The sequence below is a fragment of the Pseudomonas segetis genome, from assembly GCF_900188155.1.
GTDB lineage: Bacteria > Pseudomonadota > Gammaproteobacteria > Pseudomonadales > Pseudomonadaceae > Aquipseudomonas > Aquipseudomonas segetis.
This window is the reverse complement of record NZ_FZOG01000010.1, coordinates 81070-98665: the sequence shown is the minus strand read 5'-3', so window position 1 is coordinate 98665 and position 17596 is coordinate 81070. Positions and strand designations below refer to the sequence as shown.

Sequence of the window (17596 nt, the reverse complement as noted above, 5' to 3'; positions counted from 1 at the left end):
TTAGCGCTCGGCCCAGAGCAACAAAACATCGGTGCTGAATGAGCCATCTTGTGCAATCTCGAAATACTCGCGAACTTCTTCGCCTACCGCCTGTTGCACAGCCAGGATGGCTTGGCGAAACAGCTGCGGAGTGCGCATGCGCTCGACCCAACTGCTGAACTCCAGGCGCAAGCGTTGACGGCTGCAACGGGTCTGCACCAGGCCTGCCTCGCCTACCAGTCGCGACCATTGCGACGGCGAATAATCACGCACGTGGCTGGTATCGCGCAGCAACTCAACGGCCTGCAAATGGGTGTCGAGCAATGGCAACTCTGGGGCGGCAACATCAATGAATGCAGCCCCCCCGCCCGGCTTCAATACCCGGTGCACTTCACGCAAAGCCTGGCCGACATCGCGCCAGTGATGCGCCGAATAGCGGCTGAAGACAAAATCAAACTGTTCATCAGCAAAAGGCAAGCACTCAGCCCGCCCGCACTCGGTCCGGATATTGGCCAAATCACGCTCAGCGGCGGCAGACGCTACCACATCCAGCATCTGCTGAGACAAATCGTATGCAACCACTTCATCCGCCAATGGCGCGACCTGAAAGCTGACATGGCCCGCACCACAACCCAGGTCGAGCACCCGGGCACCAGGCCGTGCCGCAACACTTTCGCGCAGCAGGGCGAACTCGCTGCCTTGGGCGTGCACCGCACTGCTCAAATAGGCACTGGCCTGCTCGCCGAATTGACGCTCGACAACCTGATCGTGATCACTCATTGCCCTGCCTCCACCTGCAATCAAGCCTTGCTTGAGCAGGCCTGAATCACTTGATGGCGCCAAACAACCAGGGTTGCTGCTGACGATAACCTTCTTCAAAGGCGCGGATGGCATCGCTGTCCTGCAAGGTCAGGCCAATGTCGTCCAAACCATTGAGCAGGCAATGCTTGCGGAACGCATCGACTTCAAAGCTGTACTGCTTGCCGTCGGGACGGGTCACTGTCTGCGCTTCAAGATCAATCGTCAGTTGATAGCCTTCGATCGCCTCGGCTTGTTCAAACAGCTCATCCATCTCGCTTTCAGCCAGGATGATCGGCAACAGGCCGTTCTTGAAGCTGTTGTTGTAGAAGATGTCCGCGAAGCTTGAGGCCAAAATGGTCCGGAAACCGTACTCTTCCAGCGCCCAGGGCGCGTGTTCACGGCTTGAGCCACAGCCAAAGTTCTCACGAGCCAGCAATACGCTTGCGCCCTGGTAACGCGGGAAGTTAAGGACGAAATCCTTGTTCACCGGACGCTTGGCGTTGTCCTGGTTCGGTTGACCGACATCCAGGTAGCGCCACTCATCAAAGAGGTTCGGACCAAAGCCGGTACGCTTGATCGACTTCAAAAATTGCTTGGGGATGATCTGGTCGGTATCGACGTTGGCACGATCCAGCGGCGCGACAAGACCTGTGTGTTGGGTAAAGGCTTTCATGGCGGTCTCCTCAGGCCTGAATCAATTCACGAACATCAACAAAAGTGCCAGTAACCGCAGCAGCCGCGGCCATCGCCGGGCTTACCAGGTGAGTACGACCACCAGCGCCCTGGCGGCCTTCGAAGTTACGGTTGGAAGTCGATGCACAATGCTCGCCACTGCCAAGCTTGTCCGGGTTCATCGCCAGGCACATCGAGCAACCCGGCTCACGCCATTCAAAGCCAGCTTCGATAAAGATCTTGTCCAGGCCTTCTTTTTCAGCCTGCTGCTTGACCAGGCCAGAACCCGGTACAACCATGGCCTGCTTGATGGTTGCGGCAACTTTACGTCCCTTGGCCACTGCAGCCGCAGCGCGCAGGTCCTCTATCCGTGAGTTGGTGCACGAGCCGATGAATACACGATCAAGCTGGATGTCGGTGATCGCCTGGTTGGCGGTCAACCCCATGTATTTCAGCGCGCGAGTGATTGAATCACGCTTGACCAGGTCGGTCTCGGCTGCCGGGTCCGGCACATGCTGATCGACCGCCAAGACCATCTCTGGCGAAGTGCCCCAGCTGACTTGCGGCTTGATGTCTTCCGCACGCAACTCAACCACAGTATCAAAATGGGCGTCGGCATCGGAAACCAGGCCGCGCCATTGGGCAACAGCTTGCTCCCACTGCTCGCCCTTGGGCGAGAATGGACGGTTGGCAACGTACTCGATGGTCTTCTCATCGACAGCCACCATGCCCACACGGGCACCGGCCTCGATCGACATGTTGCAGATGGTCATGCGCCCTTCCAGCGACAAATCGCGGATCGCGCTACCGGCAAACTCCAACGCGTGGCCATTTCCGCCAGCGGTGCCTATCTTGCCGATGACCGCCAGCACGATGTCCTTGGCGGTGACACCAAACGGCAACTTGCCCTCGACGCGAACCTGCATGTTCTTCATTTTCTTGGCGACCAGGCACTGGGTAGCCAGCACATGCTCGACCTCGGACGTACCAATACCGTGCGCCAGGGCACCGAAGGCTCCGTGGGTCGAGGTGTGTGAATCGCCGCAAACCACGGTCATGCCGGGCAATGTTGCACCCTGCTCCGGCCCGACCACATGCACGATGCCTTGGCGGACATCGTTCATCTTGAACTCGAGGATGCCGAAGTCGTCGCAGTTTTCATCCAGGGTTTGCACCTGGATACGTGATACTTCATCGCTGATCGCTTCCAGGCCACCTTGGCGCTCGGCCTTGGTGGTCGGCACGTTGTGATCCGGAGTGGCGATATTGGCGTCGATGCGCCATGGCTTGCGCTGGGCCAGACGCAAACCCTCGAATGCCTGCGGCGAGGTCACTTCGTGAAGGATATGCCGGTCGATGTAGATCAGTGACGAACCATCGTCACGGCGCTTGACCTCGTGCATTTCCCAGAGTTTGTCGTAGAGCGTTTTGCCGGCCATCAGTGTTTTCCTCATCAGCATATTTCTGTGCTTCAGGAGTATCCCTTTAGCTTATGTGGCAATTTTATGGGCTTGCTATAAATTACTCAAATTCATATTTTTCATCTATTGGATAACTACTAGGAATACAAAATGGACCTGGCAACCCTCAATGCATTTATCGCGATTGCCGAGGTAGGCAGCTTCTCTGACGCCGCCGAACGCCTGCATCTGACCCAGCCGGCAGTCAGCAAACGGATCGCCAGCCTGGAACAGCAACTCAATGTACGCCTGTTCGACCGACTGGGTCGTGAAGTCAGCCTGACTGAAGCGGGTCGTGCCCTGCTGCCCCGGGCCTACCAGATTATCAATGTGCTCGATGACACACGCCGGGCCCTGACCAATCTGAGCGGTGAAATCAGTGGCAGATTGACGCTAGCGACCAGCCATCATATTGGCCTTCATCGTCTACCCGCACTGCTACGTGAGTTCACTCGCACCAATCCGCAGGTCGCGCTGGACATCCAGTTTCTCGATTCAGAAGTTGCCTACGAAGAAATACTACACGGGCGCGCCGAGCTGGCTGTAATCACCCTGGCGCCGGAAACCCGAGCCCCCGTGAGCGCAGTCTCCGTATGGGATGACCCGCTGGATTTTGTGGTCGCGCCGGAGCACCCTCTGGCCCAGCAACCGGATGTCAGCCTTGCAGATATAGCCAGGCAACCTGCTGTGTTTCCTGGTGGCAACACCTTTACCCACCACATCGTCCAGCGTCTGTTCGAAGCCCAGGGATTGAGCCCCAATATAGCCATGAGCACCAACTACCTGGAGACGATCAAGATGATGGTATCCATTGGCCTGGCCTGGAGCGTACTGCCGCGCACCATGCTTGATGAACAGGTTCATCGCCTGGCCCTGCCCGGCATCCAGCTAAGCCGGCAACTAGGCTACATTTCACATAGCGAGCGCACGCTTTCAAATGCCGCACGAGCCTTCATGCAATTGCTGGACGCTCAAGGTGACCATCTTGCACGGACGACTCGATAACGGCTAACGTGAAGCTATAACTATTAAATGCCAGTACAGAGCACCAGCCACTGGCTACTTCGCTTACTCATAGAGCCTCCAATGGCAAAAAATCATGAGCGCACGGTAATCCTGCCCCACATCCCCGCACTTGATCCTGCCGCGTTCGAACAGGCATGGGATGACACGCCACGTCTTCTTGCAGCACTCAACGGCGCCAAGCTGGGTGCTTGGCTGTGGGACATAGAAAGTGGGCAAATCAGTTGGTCCCGTGGCGCCCAGGCGCTTTATGGTCTTGATCCAAACCAGCCACTGAACCAGCGCGTCGAATACCTGGACCTGGTACCGCCAGAAGATCACCAGCATGTGCTGTCACTGTTCCGCAAGATTGTCGATGGCACCCCGGACCTGCGGCCCATGCGTCACCGGATTATCTGGCCAGATGGCAGCCTGCACTGGATTGAAGTCAACGGCAGCCTGAAATCCGATGACCAGAATCGGCCACACATGTATGGCGTGGTACGCGACTATACCCTCCAGAAACAGCGCTCCGACGCATTGATCAACTCGGAGCAGCGCTTTGCCAGCCTGTTTCAGCTAAACCCCGACATTGTGATGCTGGTTCGCTTGACCGATGACAGCCTGATCGAGGTCAATCAGCACTTTGAGCACAGCCTCGGCTGGAGCGCCGAAGAGGCGATCGGCTGCAGTTGCGATACACTCAATATCTGGGTGCACGACAGCGAGCAGCAATACCTCAAGCGAGCCATCGCCGAAGTGCGCGCCCCCATTGTGCAGCAGGTCCAGCTACGTACCCGCAGCGGCGACATCCTTGACGGCGTGCTCTCCAGCCAATACCTAGAGCTGGAAAACCAGCCGTTCATGCTCAGCTCCTTCACCGACACCAGCCAACAAAAGCGCGCCGAGGAAGCCCTGCGCATCAGTGAAGAAAAATTCTCCAAGGCCTTCCAATACAGCCCTGACGCGGTGGTCATCACCAACCTGGGCACAGGCCGCTTTGTGGAAGTGAACCCAAGCTTCGAGCGCCGATTCGGCTGGAGCAAGGCCGAAGCAGTGGGCCGCACCTCGATTGAACTGGGCATCTGGACGGACCTGGACAGTCGCCAACGCATGCTTGACGCCGTAAAGTGTAACGAACTCAACGAGCTTGAAGTGCGCCTGCACAGCCGCGACGGCAGCATCAGCACCAACCTGTTGTTTGGCGGGGAAATTATCCTCGACGGCCAGGCCTGCCTGATCCTCACCGTACGAGATATTTCCAAGCAACGGGCCCAGGACCAGGTACTGAATGAAAGCCAGGAGCGCCTGAACCTGGCGCTCGATTCGGCCGATCTTGGCACCTGGGACTGGCATATTCCCAGCAACCTGATTTACGGCTCGCAGCGCACCTCGACACTACATGGACTGGCAGCCGTGCCTTACCACGGCGACTTCGAGACACTGCTCAGCCATGTGCCACTGGAAGACCAGCGCATGATGCTCAAGGCCTACAAAGAGCTGCTGAGCGGTGCGCGCCAGTCCTACCAGGTGATCTATCGAGCACGCCATGCCAACGGTGTGACCTACTACATAGAGAGCACTGCCAAACTGTATCGCGATACCGACGGCTCCCCCCTGCGCATGACCGGCATATTGCTCGACATCACCGAGCGCGTTCAACGCGAACAGCGCCTGGCGGCCTCGGAAGAGAAATTTGCCACGCTGTTCCAGGCCAGCCCCGACCCTATCTGCGTCACCCGCGTCAGTGACGGCGTGTTTATCGACATAAACCCCAAGTTCAGCAAGACCTTTGGCTGGGAAGACAGCGACATCATCAACCGCAGTAGCCTGGATATCTGCTTCTGGAAAGACCACAGTGACCGTGAGCGCCTCTATCAAAAACTCAACCGCGAGCAAGCGCTGGATGAAGAGGTCGCCTGCTTTTACCATCGTTCAGGAGCCCTGTTGACCTGCGCCATCTCGACCCGGTTTATCCGGGTCGACCGTCGCCTGTGCATCACCACCACCTTCCGCGACATTACCGAGCGCGTATTGTCCGAAGCCGCACTGCGCGCCAGCCAGGAGAAGTTCGCCAAGGCTTTCCACTCAAGCCCGGACGCCATCACCATCACCGAGCGCGACAGCGGACGCTATATCGAAGTCAACGAAGGCTTTTGCAAGCTCACTGGCTACAGCGCCGAAGACGTCATCGGCAGGACGGCCTACGAGATCAACATCTGGGCCAACGCCGAAGAACGCCAGATGATGCTGACGCGTCTGGCGCACCACGGCCATGTCCACCACATGGAAATGCGTGGCAAACATCGTGATGGCAGCCAAGCAGTAGTTGAGGTCTCGGTCGAAAATATCGAGCTCAACGAAACGCCATGCCTGCTGCTGACAGCCCGCGACGTGAGTGAACTCAAGAGTGCCCAGGCTCAGGTCCAGCACATGGCCTATCACGACCCGCTGACCAACCTGCCCAACCGCAGCTTGCTGATGGATCGCCTGACCCAGCAGATCGCGCTGCTCAAACGCCACAATTTGCGCGGCGCACTGCTGTTTATCGACCTGGATCACTTCAAGCACATCAACGATTCCCTGGGCCATCCGGTTGGCGACAATGTACTGCGCCTTATCACTGCACGCCTGGAAGCCAGCGTGCGCCAGGAAGATACTGTTGCACGCCTGGGTGGTGATGAGTTCGTCATCTTGATCTCAAGGCTCGAGGGCGACACAGACGTGGTCACGCGCCAGGTCACTGAAATTTCCAACCAGTTCCGCACATTGCTGGCTGAACCCATGCTGCTTGATGGCCAGCGCCTGCAGGTCACACCCAGTATCGGTATCGCACTGATCCCTGATCACGGCGACACCCCGGCCGACCTGCTAAAACGCGCCGACATTGCCCTATATCGCGCCAAGGACTCCGGGCGCAACACCATCCAGCTGTTTCGCAACTCCATGCAAGAGGCCGCGAGCGAGCGGCTACGCCTTGAAAATGACCTGCGCATGGCCCACGTGCGCGGCGAATTCGAACTCTACTTCCAGCCCCAAGTCGATGCGCGCAGCAACCAGATAGTCGGCGCCGAGGCACTACTACGCTGGGATCACCCAAGCCTTGGCCCGCAATCACCCGGGCTGTTCATCCACATCCTCGAGGAAAGTGGCCTGATCCTCGAAGTTGGCAGCTGGGTGCTTGCAGAAGCCTGCCGGGTGTATGCACAACTATTGGCCGAGGGTTTATTCGAACGCGATAACTTCAGCCTCTGCGTCAACATCAGTCCGCGCCAGTTTCGCCAGGAAGAGTTTGTTACCCTGGTCAAGAGCTGCCTTGATCCCGAGAACATGCCGCAGCTCAAGCTCGAGGTGACCGAAAGCATTATCATCGAGAACATTGATGACACCATCCGGAAAATGAACCAATTGCGCGACATAGGCGTGAGCTTCGCCATGGACGACTTCGGTACCGGCTATAGCTCACTGACCTACCTCAAGCGCCTGCCGGTAGACGTGCTTAAGATTGATCAGTCTTTTATCCGCGATGCCACAACCGACCCTAACGATGCAGAAATCATCCGGGCCATCGTTGCCATGGCCAAGAGCCTTGGCCTGACAGTCATTGCCGAAGGTGTTGAGCAACAAGAACAACTTGAATTCCTGCACAGCCAGGGCTGCTTTCTCTATCAAGGCTACCTGTTCAGCAAACCGGTGCCGCTTAATGAATTCAAGGCATTGCTGCACCGCTTGCCTGACCAGCAAAAACGCAGCTAATCCAACCTCAAGCCTTCAGTCAGCGCGAAACAAGCTGACAGGCAACAGTCACAACAACCAGCGGGAACATCCCCGTTATCAAGTGCAGTAACTATTCAGCAATTGCCCGGCTGGAAATGCTGCACAGCTGGCACAGGAGACCTTTTTATGCGCAAAGTCATGCTTATAACCGGTGGCAGTCGCGGCATTGGTGCGGCCACAGCGCGCCTGGCAGTAGTCGAAGGCTACGCCGTATGCATCAACTATCACCAGCAAAGCGCCTCGGCCGAGGCACTGGTTGCCGAAATCAAGGCTGCAGGCGGCGAAGCCATTGCACTGCAAGCCAACATTGCCGTCGATGCCGAGGTTGAACAGCTATTCAAAGCCATAGACCGCTACTTTGGGCGCATCGACGTGTTGGTCAATAACGCGGGCATTCTCGAACCGCAGATGCGCCTTGAACAGATGGACAGCGCACGCCTGCAGCGGGTTTTCGCCACCAATGTGTTTGGCAGCTTTGCCTGCGCCCGTGAAGCGGTGAAGCGCATGTCCAGCGATAATGGTGGCCAAGGCGGCGTCATTATCAACCTGTCCTCGATTGCCGCCAAACTCGGCGCCCCAGCCGAATACATTGATTACGCAGCAGCCAAAGGCGCGATCGATAGCATGACCCTGGGCCTGGCCAAGGAAGTCGCCAGCCAGGGCATTCGCGTTAACGCCGTGCGTCCCGGCGTGATCGATACTGAAATTCACGCCAGCGGCGGCGAGCCAGACCGGGTTGCCAGGGTCAGCGCCAGCGTGCCCATGGGCCGTGGCGGTAGCGCCCAGGAAGTGGCTGAAGCGATCATCTGGCTAGCCAGTGACAAGGCTTCCTATGCCAGCGGCGCGCTGCTCGATATCAGCGGTGGGCGCTAGAAAGCGAACGGCACTCCGGATGGGTGGCTGAAAAAACCTCAGCCACCCTGCAAATAGCAGGCAAGCCTTAGGATGAGACAGCGCGAAGCTTGTCCACCTCCCTACAGCATCTGCCTAACTGACAAGTTCGGCGTTCAGAGGCAGTTCAACACCAAGCATGGCATCAATGCGCAGGCAATCATTCTCGCGCCGCAACTGATCGAACAGCAGCACCGCCTCAGGGTAATTTCGCGTCAGCAGCGCCAACCATTGCTTGAGGCGGCCCGGGGCAAAGCGTGGCGAAAGTTTCTTGCGCGCCTGTAGCCAAAAGTCATTGAGCAAGGGCTGAAACTCTTGCCAGGTCATTTCAACCACGGGTTCACCGGCCTTAACCATGGCGATTTGCCGCGCCAGGTCGGGACGACTCACCAGGCCTCGGCCAATCATGATGTCATCGACACCACTGACTTCACGGCAGCGTTGCCAGTCGGCAACCGTCCAGACATCACCATTGGCAAACACCGGAACATTCACGGCCTCTTTGATCAGTGCCACCCACTCCCAATGGGCCGGTGGCTTGTAGCCTTCGACCTTGGTCCTGGCGTGCACCACAATCTGCTCTGCACCGCCTTCAGCCAGCGCTTGCGCGCACTCGATGGCGCCCCCTTTATCATCAAACCCCAGGCGCATCTTGGCGGTTACCGGAATATCAGCTGCAACCGTGCGCCTGACCTCACGCAGGATTCGATGCAGCAACTCAGGCTCCTTGAGCAACACGGCTCCGCCACGTGATTTGTTCACGGTTTTCGCCGGGCAGCCAAAATTCAAATCAATGACCGGCGCGCCCAGCGTGCAGGCAAACGCGGCATTGTCGGCCAAACACTGCGGATCGGAGCCCAACAACTGCACGCGCAATTGGGTCCCGGCACGGGTTTGCGCAGCGGTAAAGAGTTCAGGGGCCAGCTTGCGATAGGCAGAAGCTGGCAGCACACGCTCGGTGACGCGAACAAACTCTGTCACGCACCAGTCAATGCCGCCAATGCGGGTCAGCACGTCGCGAAGAATATGATCGACCAACCCCTCCATGGGCGCCAAGGCGATTTGCATAGGGTTACTCTCGAAAAAAACGTTGCGCAGTGTACGCAGTTGGACGCTTAAGTTGAAATATTGCCGATCAAGAACACTTTGATAAGCCCCTCTGAAAAAGCTCGCACTCGACTTTAGCAACCTGAATGCGCATTTGATGCGCGCTGCTCACCCCTTGGGAACCGCAGCGATGGCTTGCCCCGTGATATCCAGCGCAGCTGGTTTTCAGAGGTAACCTAAAGACTTATCCGGGCTTTCCGTTACACTGGCTAAACGCCTGCAAAGGCAGCCTGAAGACGCAAGATCAAGGATCAAGATGCGAAGCAAACTCCTGCTATGCGCCGGCATACTTAGCAGCTGCCTGAGTCAGGCGGCGCAAGTAGAGCAGCCGGAGATTCATTTTGAAGCGGTTCCAGAGTACGCGGCGAAAGTCGTGATCAGCCGTGACCGCAACGCACCAACCGCCTGCGATGTCGAGATATTGATCAGCGGCCAGGCCCCCTTAGCCCTGGGACTTGGCGAGTCGATTGAGCTAAAAATCCCTGCAGGTAATTTCAATGCAGAGCTGGCTCTCTCCCCCGCCGGCTATTGCGGCTCCATCAACCTGCGCAGCCAGCAGTCTATGCTGATCAAGCCCGGTGAAACCCGTTACTTCCAGGTACTGGTCGACCGGGACAGCCTATTTCTTTCACCCAGCATTGCACCTGGGCAAGCACCAAACAGCTAGAGTTCCATCGGGAAAACAGGTTGCAACGCCTGGCCATAGCCATCAATAAACTCTGGCGGCATGCGCTTGGGTTTACCGCTGGACAGCTCGATACAGACAAAGGTTGTCTTGGCGCGCAGCAAGGTGACCCCGTCTTGTGGGCGAATCAATTGAAAGCGGCGATCCATCTTCAGGCGCTGATCAGACTCGACAATCCAGGTTGCCATCTGCAGCTCCTGGTCTTCATAGGCGCTGGCCAGGTAGTCGATTTCGTGACGGGTCACGGCCATCGCTCGATCCAGGCGCTGGTACTCAACCAGATCCAGGCCCAGAAATTGCGAGTGACGCCAGGCGCAACGCTCGAGCCAACTGACATAGACCGCATTATTGGCATGCCCAAGACCGTCGATATCATCTGCACCCACAATAATGTCGATCACAAATGGATTGGCCATATCCCAGTTCATCTACACAGCTCCACACTGCCCACAAGCAAGCATGAGCAGCCGATAAAAGTCACAGTCAGATAAAGCCAGCTCAGGCTGGCCTTATCTCTAAGCCTTGCACACTGCCAGAGCCAGGCGCTTGAAACAACCATCGACATTAATCGCTATCGCCAGACATAGCGCACCGGAATGTGTCGATCGATGTGCAACGCCTGGCTTTCAAACAATGGCCGACTTGGCCGCGCGCAACACCCGATCAGACATATCACCCGGCCCCAAGGCGCGCGCCAGCGACAGGCCACCGATCATCATCGCCAGATCGGCAAGCACGGCCGAAGACTGTTCCGGCGTCTGCGCAAGCTTGGCAACAATCAACTCCAAGTGCCTTGCCAGGGCCTCGCGAAAGCTTTCGGGCAAACGCGCTATCTCACTCAAGGAGGCTGGCAAGGGACAGCCCGAGTCCGCGCTGTCACGGTGCCTGCGCGACAAATAGAACGCAGCCATCAGGCTGCGCCGCTCACTTAATGACAAATCACTGTTCAGCTCGCTCAAGCCCGCACGCCGTTTGCTCAGCAGCCGCTCGAAAGCCTCAAGCATCAGCGATTCCTTGCTGTCAAAGTGGGCGTAGAAACCACCAACCGTCATTCCAGCGGCGGCCATTATCTCGCTAACGCTGGGCTCAACCGGTCCACGCAAGACCAGTATCGACTCAGCAGCACGCAAAATTCGTTCGCGGCTTTGCAATTTCTTGTCGCTCATCAGCCAGCACTCCAATCCAAACGCCATTAAATATTATAACTATCATATTTAACGGCACAGCTATTGGCCAGAGCGCAGCATATGGGGAGATTAAATCGCAGATAAACAAAAGGGCCATTCTTTGCAGAATGGCCCTTTTAAAACCCGACAGGCGGGTAAAATGGCGTCCCCTAGGGGACTCGAACCCCTGTTACCGCCGTGAAAGGGCGGTGTCCTAGGCCACTAGACGAAGGGGACGAATCCTTCGAAAAACAAAGCCAGCAAAAAGCTGGCCCGTGGCAGTTTCAAAACACAAACGTGCTACTGCAAAATTGGTGGAGATAAACGGGATCGAACCGTTGACCTCTTGCATGCCATGCAAGCGCTCTCCCAGCTGAGCTATACCCCCGGATTTATCGCCTCTCGGCTCACAGCACCTGACGGAACTGCTTTTTAAATAGTGGCGTCCCCTAGGGGACTCGAACCCCTGTTACCGCCGTGAAAGGGCGGTGTCCTAGGCCACTAGACGAAGGGGACGCAAAACCCTTCCAACAACTCGACCCGTTCAATGAACCGGCCGTGGCAAGCCTTTCGGCTTTAAAGAGATTGGTGGAGCTAGACGGGATCGAACCGTCGACCTCTTGCATGCCATGCAAGCGCTCTCCCAGCTGAGCTATAGCCCCATCTCAAGGACGGGGCGCATATTAAGTGCGGTCCCGCCCCCTGTCAACATAATTCTAACCATATAAGTATTCTTTATGCTGACAGAACAACCACTTACCCTTGCCCAGCGGGATATCACAAATCTCCGGAGGCTGGCCAAGTCATTACTTGATTGCGCCAAACAGTTTTTCCCACTCTTTGGTTTCTTTTTTCGATACACCGCCAAGCAACTCAATCGCCTGACGCAGACGAAAACGGGTCAGGTCCGGCCCGATGATTTCCATGGCATCAAGCACCGAAACTGAGCTGGCCTGGCCGGTAATTGCGGCAAACATCAGCGGCATGGCATCACGCAGCTTCAACTCCAGGTGCTCGACCACGGCCTGAATGCAGCCAGTGATATTGTCTTTTTGCCAGTGACGCAAGGCTTCGAGCTTCCACAGGATCAACTGCATCACCTGGCGAACCTGGTCGGACGAGAGTTTCTTGTGCTCGAACAGCGCAGCATCTGGATTGACTCCACCGGCGAAGAAAAAACCTGCCAATGGCGCAATCTGGCTGAACGTCTCGACACGGCCTTGTACATGAGGCGCAATCTGCTTGACGTAGTCGCTATTGAACGCCCACTGCTGCGCGCCTGCAATGAAGTCCTCGACACTCAACTCGCGCATCCACTGGCCGTTGAGCCAGGACAGTTTTTCCAGGTCGAAAATAGGCCCACCCAGGGAGACACGGTTGATATCGAAGTGCTCAACCATCTCCTCAAGGGTGAATTTCTCACGCTCGTCAGGCATCGACCAACCCATGCGCCCCAGATAATTGAGCATGGCCTGCGGCAAATAGCCCATGCGCTCGTAGAAGGTAATGGAGGTCGGGTTCTTGCGCTTCGACAGCTTGCTCTTGTCCGGGTTGCGCAGCAGCGGCATGTAGCACAGCTCGGGTTGCTCCCAGCCAAAATACTCGTAGAGCAAAATCAGCTTGGGCGCCGACGGCAGCCACTCTTCGCCGCGCAATACGTGGGTAATCCCCATCAAGTGATCGTCAACCACATTGGCCAGGAAGTAGGTTGGCAGGCCATCGGTCTTCATCAGCACCTGCATGTCCATGCGATCCCACGGGATCTCGACATCACCACGCAGCATGTCCGGCACCACGCAAACGCCTTCGGTCGGCACCTTCATGCGCACAACATTTGGCTCGCCGGTTGCCAGGCGCTGCTTGACCTCATCTGCCGGCAGATTCATGCACAGGCCGTCGTAACGGGGCGTCTGCTTGGCCTCCATTTGTTCGGCGCGCAGCTTGTCCAGGCGCTCAGAAGTACAGAAGCAATGGAAGGCATGGCCCTTATCGACCAGTTGCTGGGTGTGTTCCTTATAAATGTCGCCACGCTCGCTCTGCCGGTACGGGCCGTGCGGGCCGCCAACATCGGGGCCTTCGCTCCACTCGATACCCAACCAGCGCAACGCATCGAAAATTTGCTGTTCGGATTCACGCGTAGAACGCAGCTGGTCGGTGTCTTCAATACGCAGAATGAATTCACCACCGTGCTGGCGTGCAAAACACATGTTGAACAAAGCGATATAAGCGGTGCCTACGTGCGGGTCACCGGTAGGCGACGGCGCAATACGGGTACGAACAGTTTTCATGGTTGCTCTCTTGCAAGCGGTGCGAGGCGCAATGGAACCCAGCAACCGCATCAGGCTGCAGGATTCTTCAAGCGAGGATCAGGTTGCCAATATTAGCAGGCCTGCCATGGCAGGCTCCAGTTCACGTGCTTGTTGTTCGGCCAGGCTCTTCATCAGGAAATCGAGAAAGGTCTTAACTTTCATCGCCTGGAAGCGCCGTGATGGGTAGATCGCATAGACCTCAACCGTTGGCAAGGCGGCCTCGGGCAGCAACTCGATCAAGCGCCCTTCGCGAATCGCCAGCTCACAGATCATGTTCGGCAACGCGGCAATACCCGCCCCAGCCAATACCGCTTCGCGTGCGAATGTAATGTTGTTGCACAGCAGCACCCGCTCACAGGCAATGGTGTCGTCCAGCAAGGGCCAATACCGGGAGGCGTCCCGCTGCAGGAGAATAGCCCGATGCTGGGCCAAATCCTCACTGCAAGTGGGTGTCCCATGGGCAGCCAAGTAGGCTGGGCTGGCACACAACCTACACCGGGCTTCAAACAACTTGCGTGCAACCAGTGTCGAGTCTTGCGGCTGACCGACAAGAATCACGATATCAACCCCCTCCTCGACAGGGTCAACGTTGCGTGAAGTCAACTCCACTTCAGCCGTGATACTCGGGTATTGCCGCATGAACTCGCCCAGCACGCGACCAAGAAACTGCTGGCCAAACTCGACCGCCGCAGTAATGCGCAGCAAGCCCGAGGGTTCCTGCTGCAGTTGCATGACCGCCTGCTCGGCTTCGGCGAAGTCGAGCATGATCTGCCGGCAGCGCTCGTAATAAGCAGCACCGACCTCGGTCAATCGCAACTTGCGCGTAGTCCGGTTCAGCAGACGCACCCCCAGGCGCTCTTCGAGTAAGACAATGCGTCGACTCACCGTTGATTTCTGCATATTCAGGCTGTTAGCCGCCTGGGTAAAGCTGTGATGCTCAACCACCCTGGTGAAAATCAGCGCATCATCTAACCCCATGATTGTTCCCTATAAGCAACAAAGTTTATGAAGTCTAACGGCTAGAGGCCGAAAAGGAACACTGTTAGATTTGCAAGAATTATTGTCTACGCTTTGAGTCAGCCACCATGCCCGCCCAATTAAAACGCCGTTTGTTTGTCTTTTTGGCCATCCTTGCGGTCATTGCGGCTGCATTTCTTGCACATTGGTGGCTGATCGGTCGTTTCCATGAAGAGACCGACAACGCATATGTCCAGGGCGAAATTACCCGTGTATCAAGCCAGCTCAGTGCCCGCGTGGAAAAGGTACTGGTGCAGGACAACCAGCATGTCGAACAGGGTCAACTGCTGGTCGAGCTGGAAAACAGCGATTTCAAACTGGCATTGCAACGCGCCGAGGCCACCCTGGCCACGCGTGAAGCACAACTGGCACAAACGCAAAGCACCCTCAGCCAGCAGAACAGCATGATCGCGGCCAGCAAGGCTGATGTCAGCGCAAGCCAAGCGACACTGAGCCGCGCCAAGATAGATATGCAGCGTGCAATCACATTGCGCCAGTCCGGCTATATCTCGGAAGAACGCGTCACCACCCTTGATGCCGACAGCAGCGTTGCCCGCTCCCAAGTGGCCAAGGCCGAAGCTGATCTGCAGGCGCAAAAACAGCAGATCGACACCCTGCAAGCTGAAATCAAGAGCCTCAACGCACAAATTGCCAGTGCCCGCGCCGACATTGAACAAGCCAAGCTCAATATCAGCCGAACTGAAATCCGTGCGCCTATCAGCGGCTTCGTCGGCCAGCGTGCCGCTCGTAATGGCCAGTATGTGCAAACCGGCGCTTACCTGATGTCGCTGGTACCGGACCAGGACATCTGGGTCCAGGCCAACTTCAAGGAAACCCAAATTGGCCACATGCGTGCAGGTCAAAGCGCCGAGCTGACCTTCGACAGCTTTCCCGACACGCCGATCAAGGGCAAGGTCGACAGCCTGTTCGCCGCATCAGGCGCGCAGTTCAGCCTGTTGCCACCAGACAATGCCACTGGCAACTTTACCAAGGTGGTGCAGCGTATCCCGGTCAAGTTGATGTTCGACAAGGACAACCCGCTGCATGGCCTGATTCGCCCCGGCATGTCGGTTGAAGTAGTCGTAGACATCAGCGACGACCAAAGCCATGGCGGGTGATCAACTCGTCCGACCGACTGGCGAACCCAGCAGGCGCGACTGGATTGCAGTAATGAGTGTGATGCTGGGCGCCTTCATGGCGGTGCTCGACATCCAGATCACCAATTCATCACTCAAGGACATCCAAGGCGCGCTTTCAGCCACGCTTGAAGAAGGTTCGTGGATTTCCACGTCCTACCTGGTCGCTGAAATCATCATGATTCCACTCACCGCCTGGCTGGTGCAGCTACTGTCTGCACGGCGCCTGGCGATCTGGGTCTCGATCGGCTTTCTGGTTTCATCCCTGCTCTGCTCGATGGCCTGGAGCCTCGACAGCATGATCGTGTTCCGCGCCATGCAAGGCTTTACCGGCGGCGCACTGATTCCCCTGGCATTCACCCTGACCCTGATCAAGTTGCCGGAACATCACCGCGCCAAAGGCATGGCACTGTTTGCCATGACCGCCACTTTCGCCCCCTCAATAGGCCCAACGCTGGGCGGCTGGCTGACAGAACAATTTGGCTGGGAATACATTTTCTACATCAATATCCCACCCGGCCTGCTGATGATCGCAGGCCTGCTCTACGGCCTGGAAAAGAAAGCCCCTCACTGGGAACTGCTGAAAAGCACTGACTACGCCGGTATTGTCACCCTCGGCATCGGGCTTGGCTGCCTGCAAGTGTTCCTTGAGGAAGGCCATCGCAAGGACTGGCTGGAATCCAACCTGATTGCCGGGCTTGGCAGTATTGCCAGCATCAGCCTGATCCTGTTTGTGATCTTGCAGTTTTCCCGCAGCAAGCCACTGATCAATTTACGAATCCTGGGCGAGCGCAACTTCGGTCTTTCCAGCATTTCCAGTGTCGGCCTGGGCATGGGCCTGTATGGCTCGATTTATGTGCTGCCGCTCTACCTGGCCCAGATCCAAGGCTACAACTCCCTGCAGATCGGCCAGGTCATCATGTGGATGGGCATTCCCCAGCTGTTCTTGATTCCGCTGGTACCACTGTTGATGAAGGTGATTTCCCCAAAATGGCTGTGCGCGCTGGGTTTTGCCCTGTTTGGCGCGGCGAGTATTTTGTCCGGCGTGCTCAACCCGGATTTCGCCGGGGAACAGTTCAACCACATCCAGATTATCCGGGCGCTGGGCCAGCCGATGGTGATGGTCACCGTATCGCTGATCGCAACCTCCTACATCATGCCGCAGGACGCGGGCTCCGCATCCAGCCTGTTCAATATCCTGCGTAACCTTGGGGGCGCCATCGGCATCGCTTTGCTGGCCACCCTGCTCGACAGCAGGGCCAAGGTTTACTTCGATTATTTACGTGAGTCACTGGTACCGAGCAACCCACAAGTCGCGGAACGCATGGCCATGCTTACGGACAAGCTCGGCAGCGAGCAAGCGGCATTGGCAAGAATCAGCCAAATCACCCATGAGCAAGCGATGATCATGGCTTACAATGACGCCTTCCACTGGATTGGCATTGCCTTGTGCATCAGCATGACCGCAGTTTTACTCACCAAGAAACTGCCCGCGAATGCGAGTACAGCCGGCGCTGGCGCTCATTGACAGCCACCGCACCGGCTTTGCGGGCTGGGCAAGCAATCCGTTTCACATCGACCTGCACCGCTGACC

14 protein-coding genes and 4 tRNA genes are annotated in these 17596 nt (G+C 57.0%); 6 read left to right on the top strand and 12 right to left on the bottom strand.

Translation table 11 applies throughout. The features are described 5' to 3' along the window. The 3 genes from CHB79_RS21630 to leuC are packed head-to-tail and all read right to left on the bottom strand — an operon-like array spanning position 1 to position 2891. Complete coding sequence (locus tag CHB79_RS21630; RefSeq protein WP_089361408.1) at positions 1-759, bottom strand: class I SAM-dependent methyltransferase; 759 nt, start codon at positions 757-759, stop codon at positions 1-3. A gap of 46 nt (positions 760-805) precedes the next feature. After that, the gene (gene leuD / locus CHB79_RS21625) at positions 806-1453 is read right to left on the bottom strand and encodes a 3-isopropylmalate dehydratase small subunit (RefSeq protein WP_010482999.1); all 648 of its coding nucleotides are present in this window, start codon (positions 1451-1453) and stop codon (positions 806-808) included. 10 nt (positions 1454-1463) lie between these two features. Next, entirely contained in the window at positions 1464-2891 is a 1428-nt protein-coding gene (leuC, locus tag CHB79_RS21620) for a 3-isopropylmalate dehydratase large subunit (protein ID WP_010482998.1), read from the bottom strand. A 132-nt stretch (positions 2892-3023) separates the two neighbouring features. Between leuC and CHB79_RS21615 the strand changes: the two genes are divergently transcribed. The 3 genes from CHB79_RS21615 to CHB79_RS21605 all read left to right on the top strand — a co-directional run bounded on the left by CHB79_RS21615 (position 3024) and on the right by CHB79_RS21605 (position 8564). After that, positions 3024-3917 carry a LysR family transcriptional regulator gene (locus CHB79_RS21615; RefSeq protein WP_089361407.1) on the top strand — a complete coding sequence of 298 codons (894 nt, stop codon included), beginning with the start codon at positions 3024-3026 and terminating at the stop codon, positions 3915-3917. Between the two features lie 81 nt (positions 3918-3998). Continuing rightward, on the top strand, positions 3999-7670 hold the full coding sequence (locus tag CHB79_RS21610) for a PAS domain S-box protein (RefSeq protein WP_089361406.1): 3672 nt from the start codon (positions 3999-4001) through the stop codon (positions 7668-7670). A 147-nt stretch (positions 7671-7817) separates the two neighbouring features. Next, positions 7818-8564, top strand: coding sequence for an SDR family oxidoreductase (locus CHB79_RS21605; protein WP_010482991.1), 747 nt, complete (start codon positions 7818-7820; stop codon positions 8562-8564). A 114-nt stretch (positions 8565-8678) separates the two neighbouring features. On the opposite strand, the gene CHB79_RS21600 is transcribed toward CHB79_RS21605, so the two are convergent. Then, entirely contained in the window at positions 8679-9650 is a 972-nt protein-coding gene (locus CHB79_RS21600; RefSeq protein WP_089361405.1) for a tRNA dihydrouridine synthase, read from the bottom strand. Positions 9651-9945: 295 nt separating this feature from the next. Here CHB79_RS21600 and CHB79_RS21595 point away from each other — a divergent pair, with 295 nt between their 5' ends. Continuing rightward, entirely contained in the window at positions 9946-10356 is a 411-nt protein-coding gene (locus CHB79_RS21595) for a hypothetical protein (RefSeq protein WP_089361404.1), read from the top strand. Here the strand turns inward: CHB79_RS21595 and CHB79_RS21590 are convergent. The 8 genes from CHB79_RS21590 to CHB79_RS21555 form a co-directional block, all read right to left on the bottom strand. Then, positions 10353-10802 carry an acyl-CoA thioesterase gene (locus tag CHB79_RS21590; protein ID WP_010482986.1) on the bottom strand — a complete coding sequence of 150 codons (450 nt, stop codon included), beginning with the start codon at positions 10800-10802 and terminating at the stop codon, positions 10353-10355. The two genes, CHB79_RS21595 and CHB79_RS21590, sit on opposite strands and share 4 nt — an antisense overlap. 198 nt (positions 10803-11000) lie before the next feature. Further along, on the bottom strand, positions 11001-11540 hold the full coding sequence (locus CHB79_RS21585) for a TetR/AcrR family transcriptional regulator (protein ID WP_089361403.1): 540 nt from the start codon (positions 11538-11540) through the stop codon (positions 11001-11003). A 161-nt stretch (positions 11541-11701) separates the two neighbouring features. Then, positions 11702-11777 (bottom strand) — tRNA-Glu (locus tag CHB79_RS21580). A gap of 75 nt (positions 11778-11852) precedes the next feature. Next, positions 11853-11928: transfer RNA gene (locus tag CHB79_RS21575), tRNA-Ala, on the bottom strand. Between the two features lie 52 nt (positions 11929-11980). Further along, positions 11981-12056: transfer RNA gene (locus CHB79_RS21570), tRNA-Glu, on the bottom strand. A 70-nt stretch (positions 12057-12126) separates the two neighbouring features. Further along, positions 12127-12202 (bottom strand) — tRNA-Ala (locus CHB79_RS21565). A gap of 144 nt (positions 12203-12346) precedes the next feature. Then, complete coding sequence (gltX, locus tag CHB79_RS21560; RefSeq protein ID WP_089361402.1) at positions 12347-13828, bottom strand: glutamate--tRNA ligase; 1482 nt, start codon at positions 13826-13828, stop codon at positions 12347-12349. 78 nt (positions 13829-13906) lie between these two features. Continuing rightward, positions 13907-14827, bottom strand: coding sequence for a LysR family transcriptional regulator (locus CHB79_RS21555; RefSeq protein WP_089361401.1), 921 nt, complete (start codon positions 14825-14827; stop codon positions 13907-13909). 107 nt (positions 14828-14934) lie between these two features. On the opposite strand from CHB79_RS21555, the gene CHB79_RS21550 reads away from it, so the two are divergent. Both CHB79_RS21550 and CHB79_RS21545 read left to right on the top strand, forming a co-directional pair. Beyond that, positions 14935-15984, top strand: a complete 1050-nt coding sequence (locus CHB79_RS21550) for an HlyD family secretion protein (protein WP_089361400.1) — start codon at positions 14935-14937, stop codon at positions 15982-15984. Next, entirely contained in the window at positions 15974-17530 is a 1557-nt protein-coding gene (locus tag CHB79_RS21545) for an MDR family MFS transporter (RefSeq protein WP_089361399.1), read from the top strand. Before CHB79_RS21550 ends, CHB79_RS21545 begins: the two co-directional genes overlap by 11 nt. Positions 17531-17596: the final 66 nt, after the last annotated feature.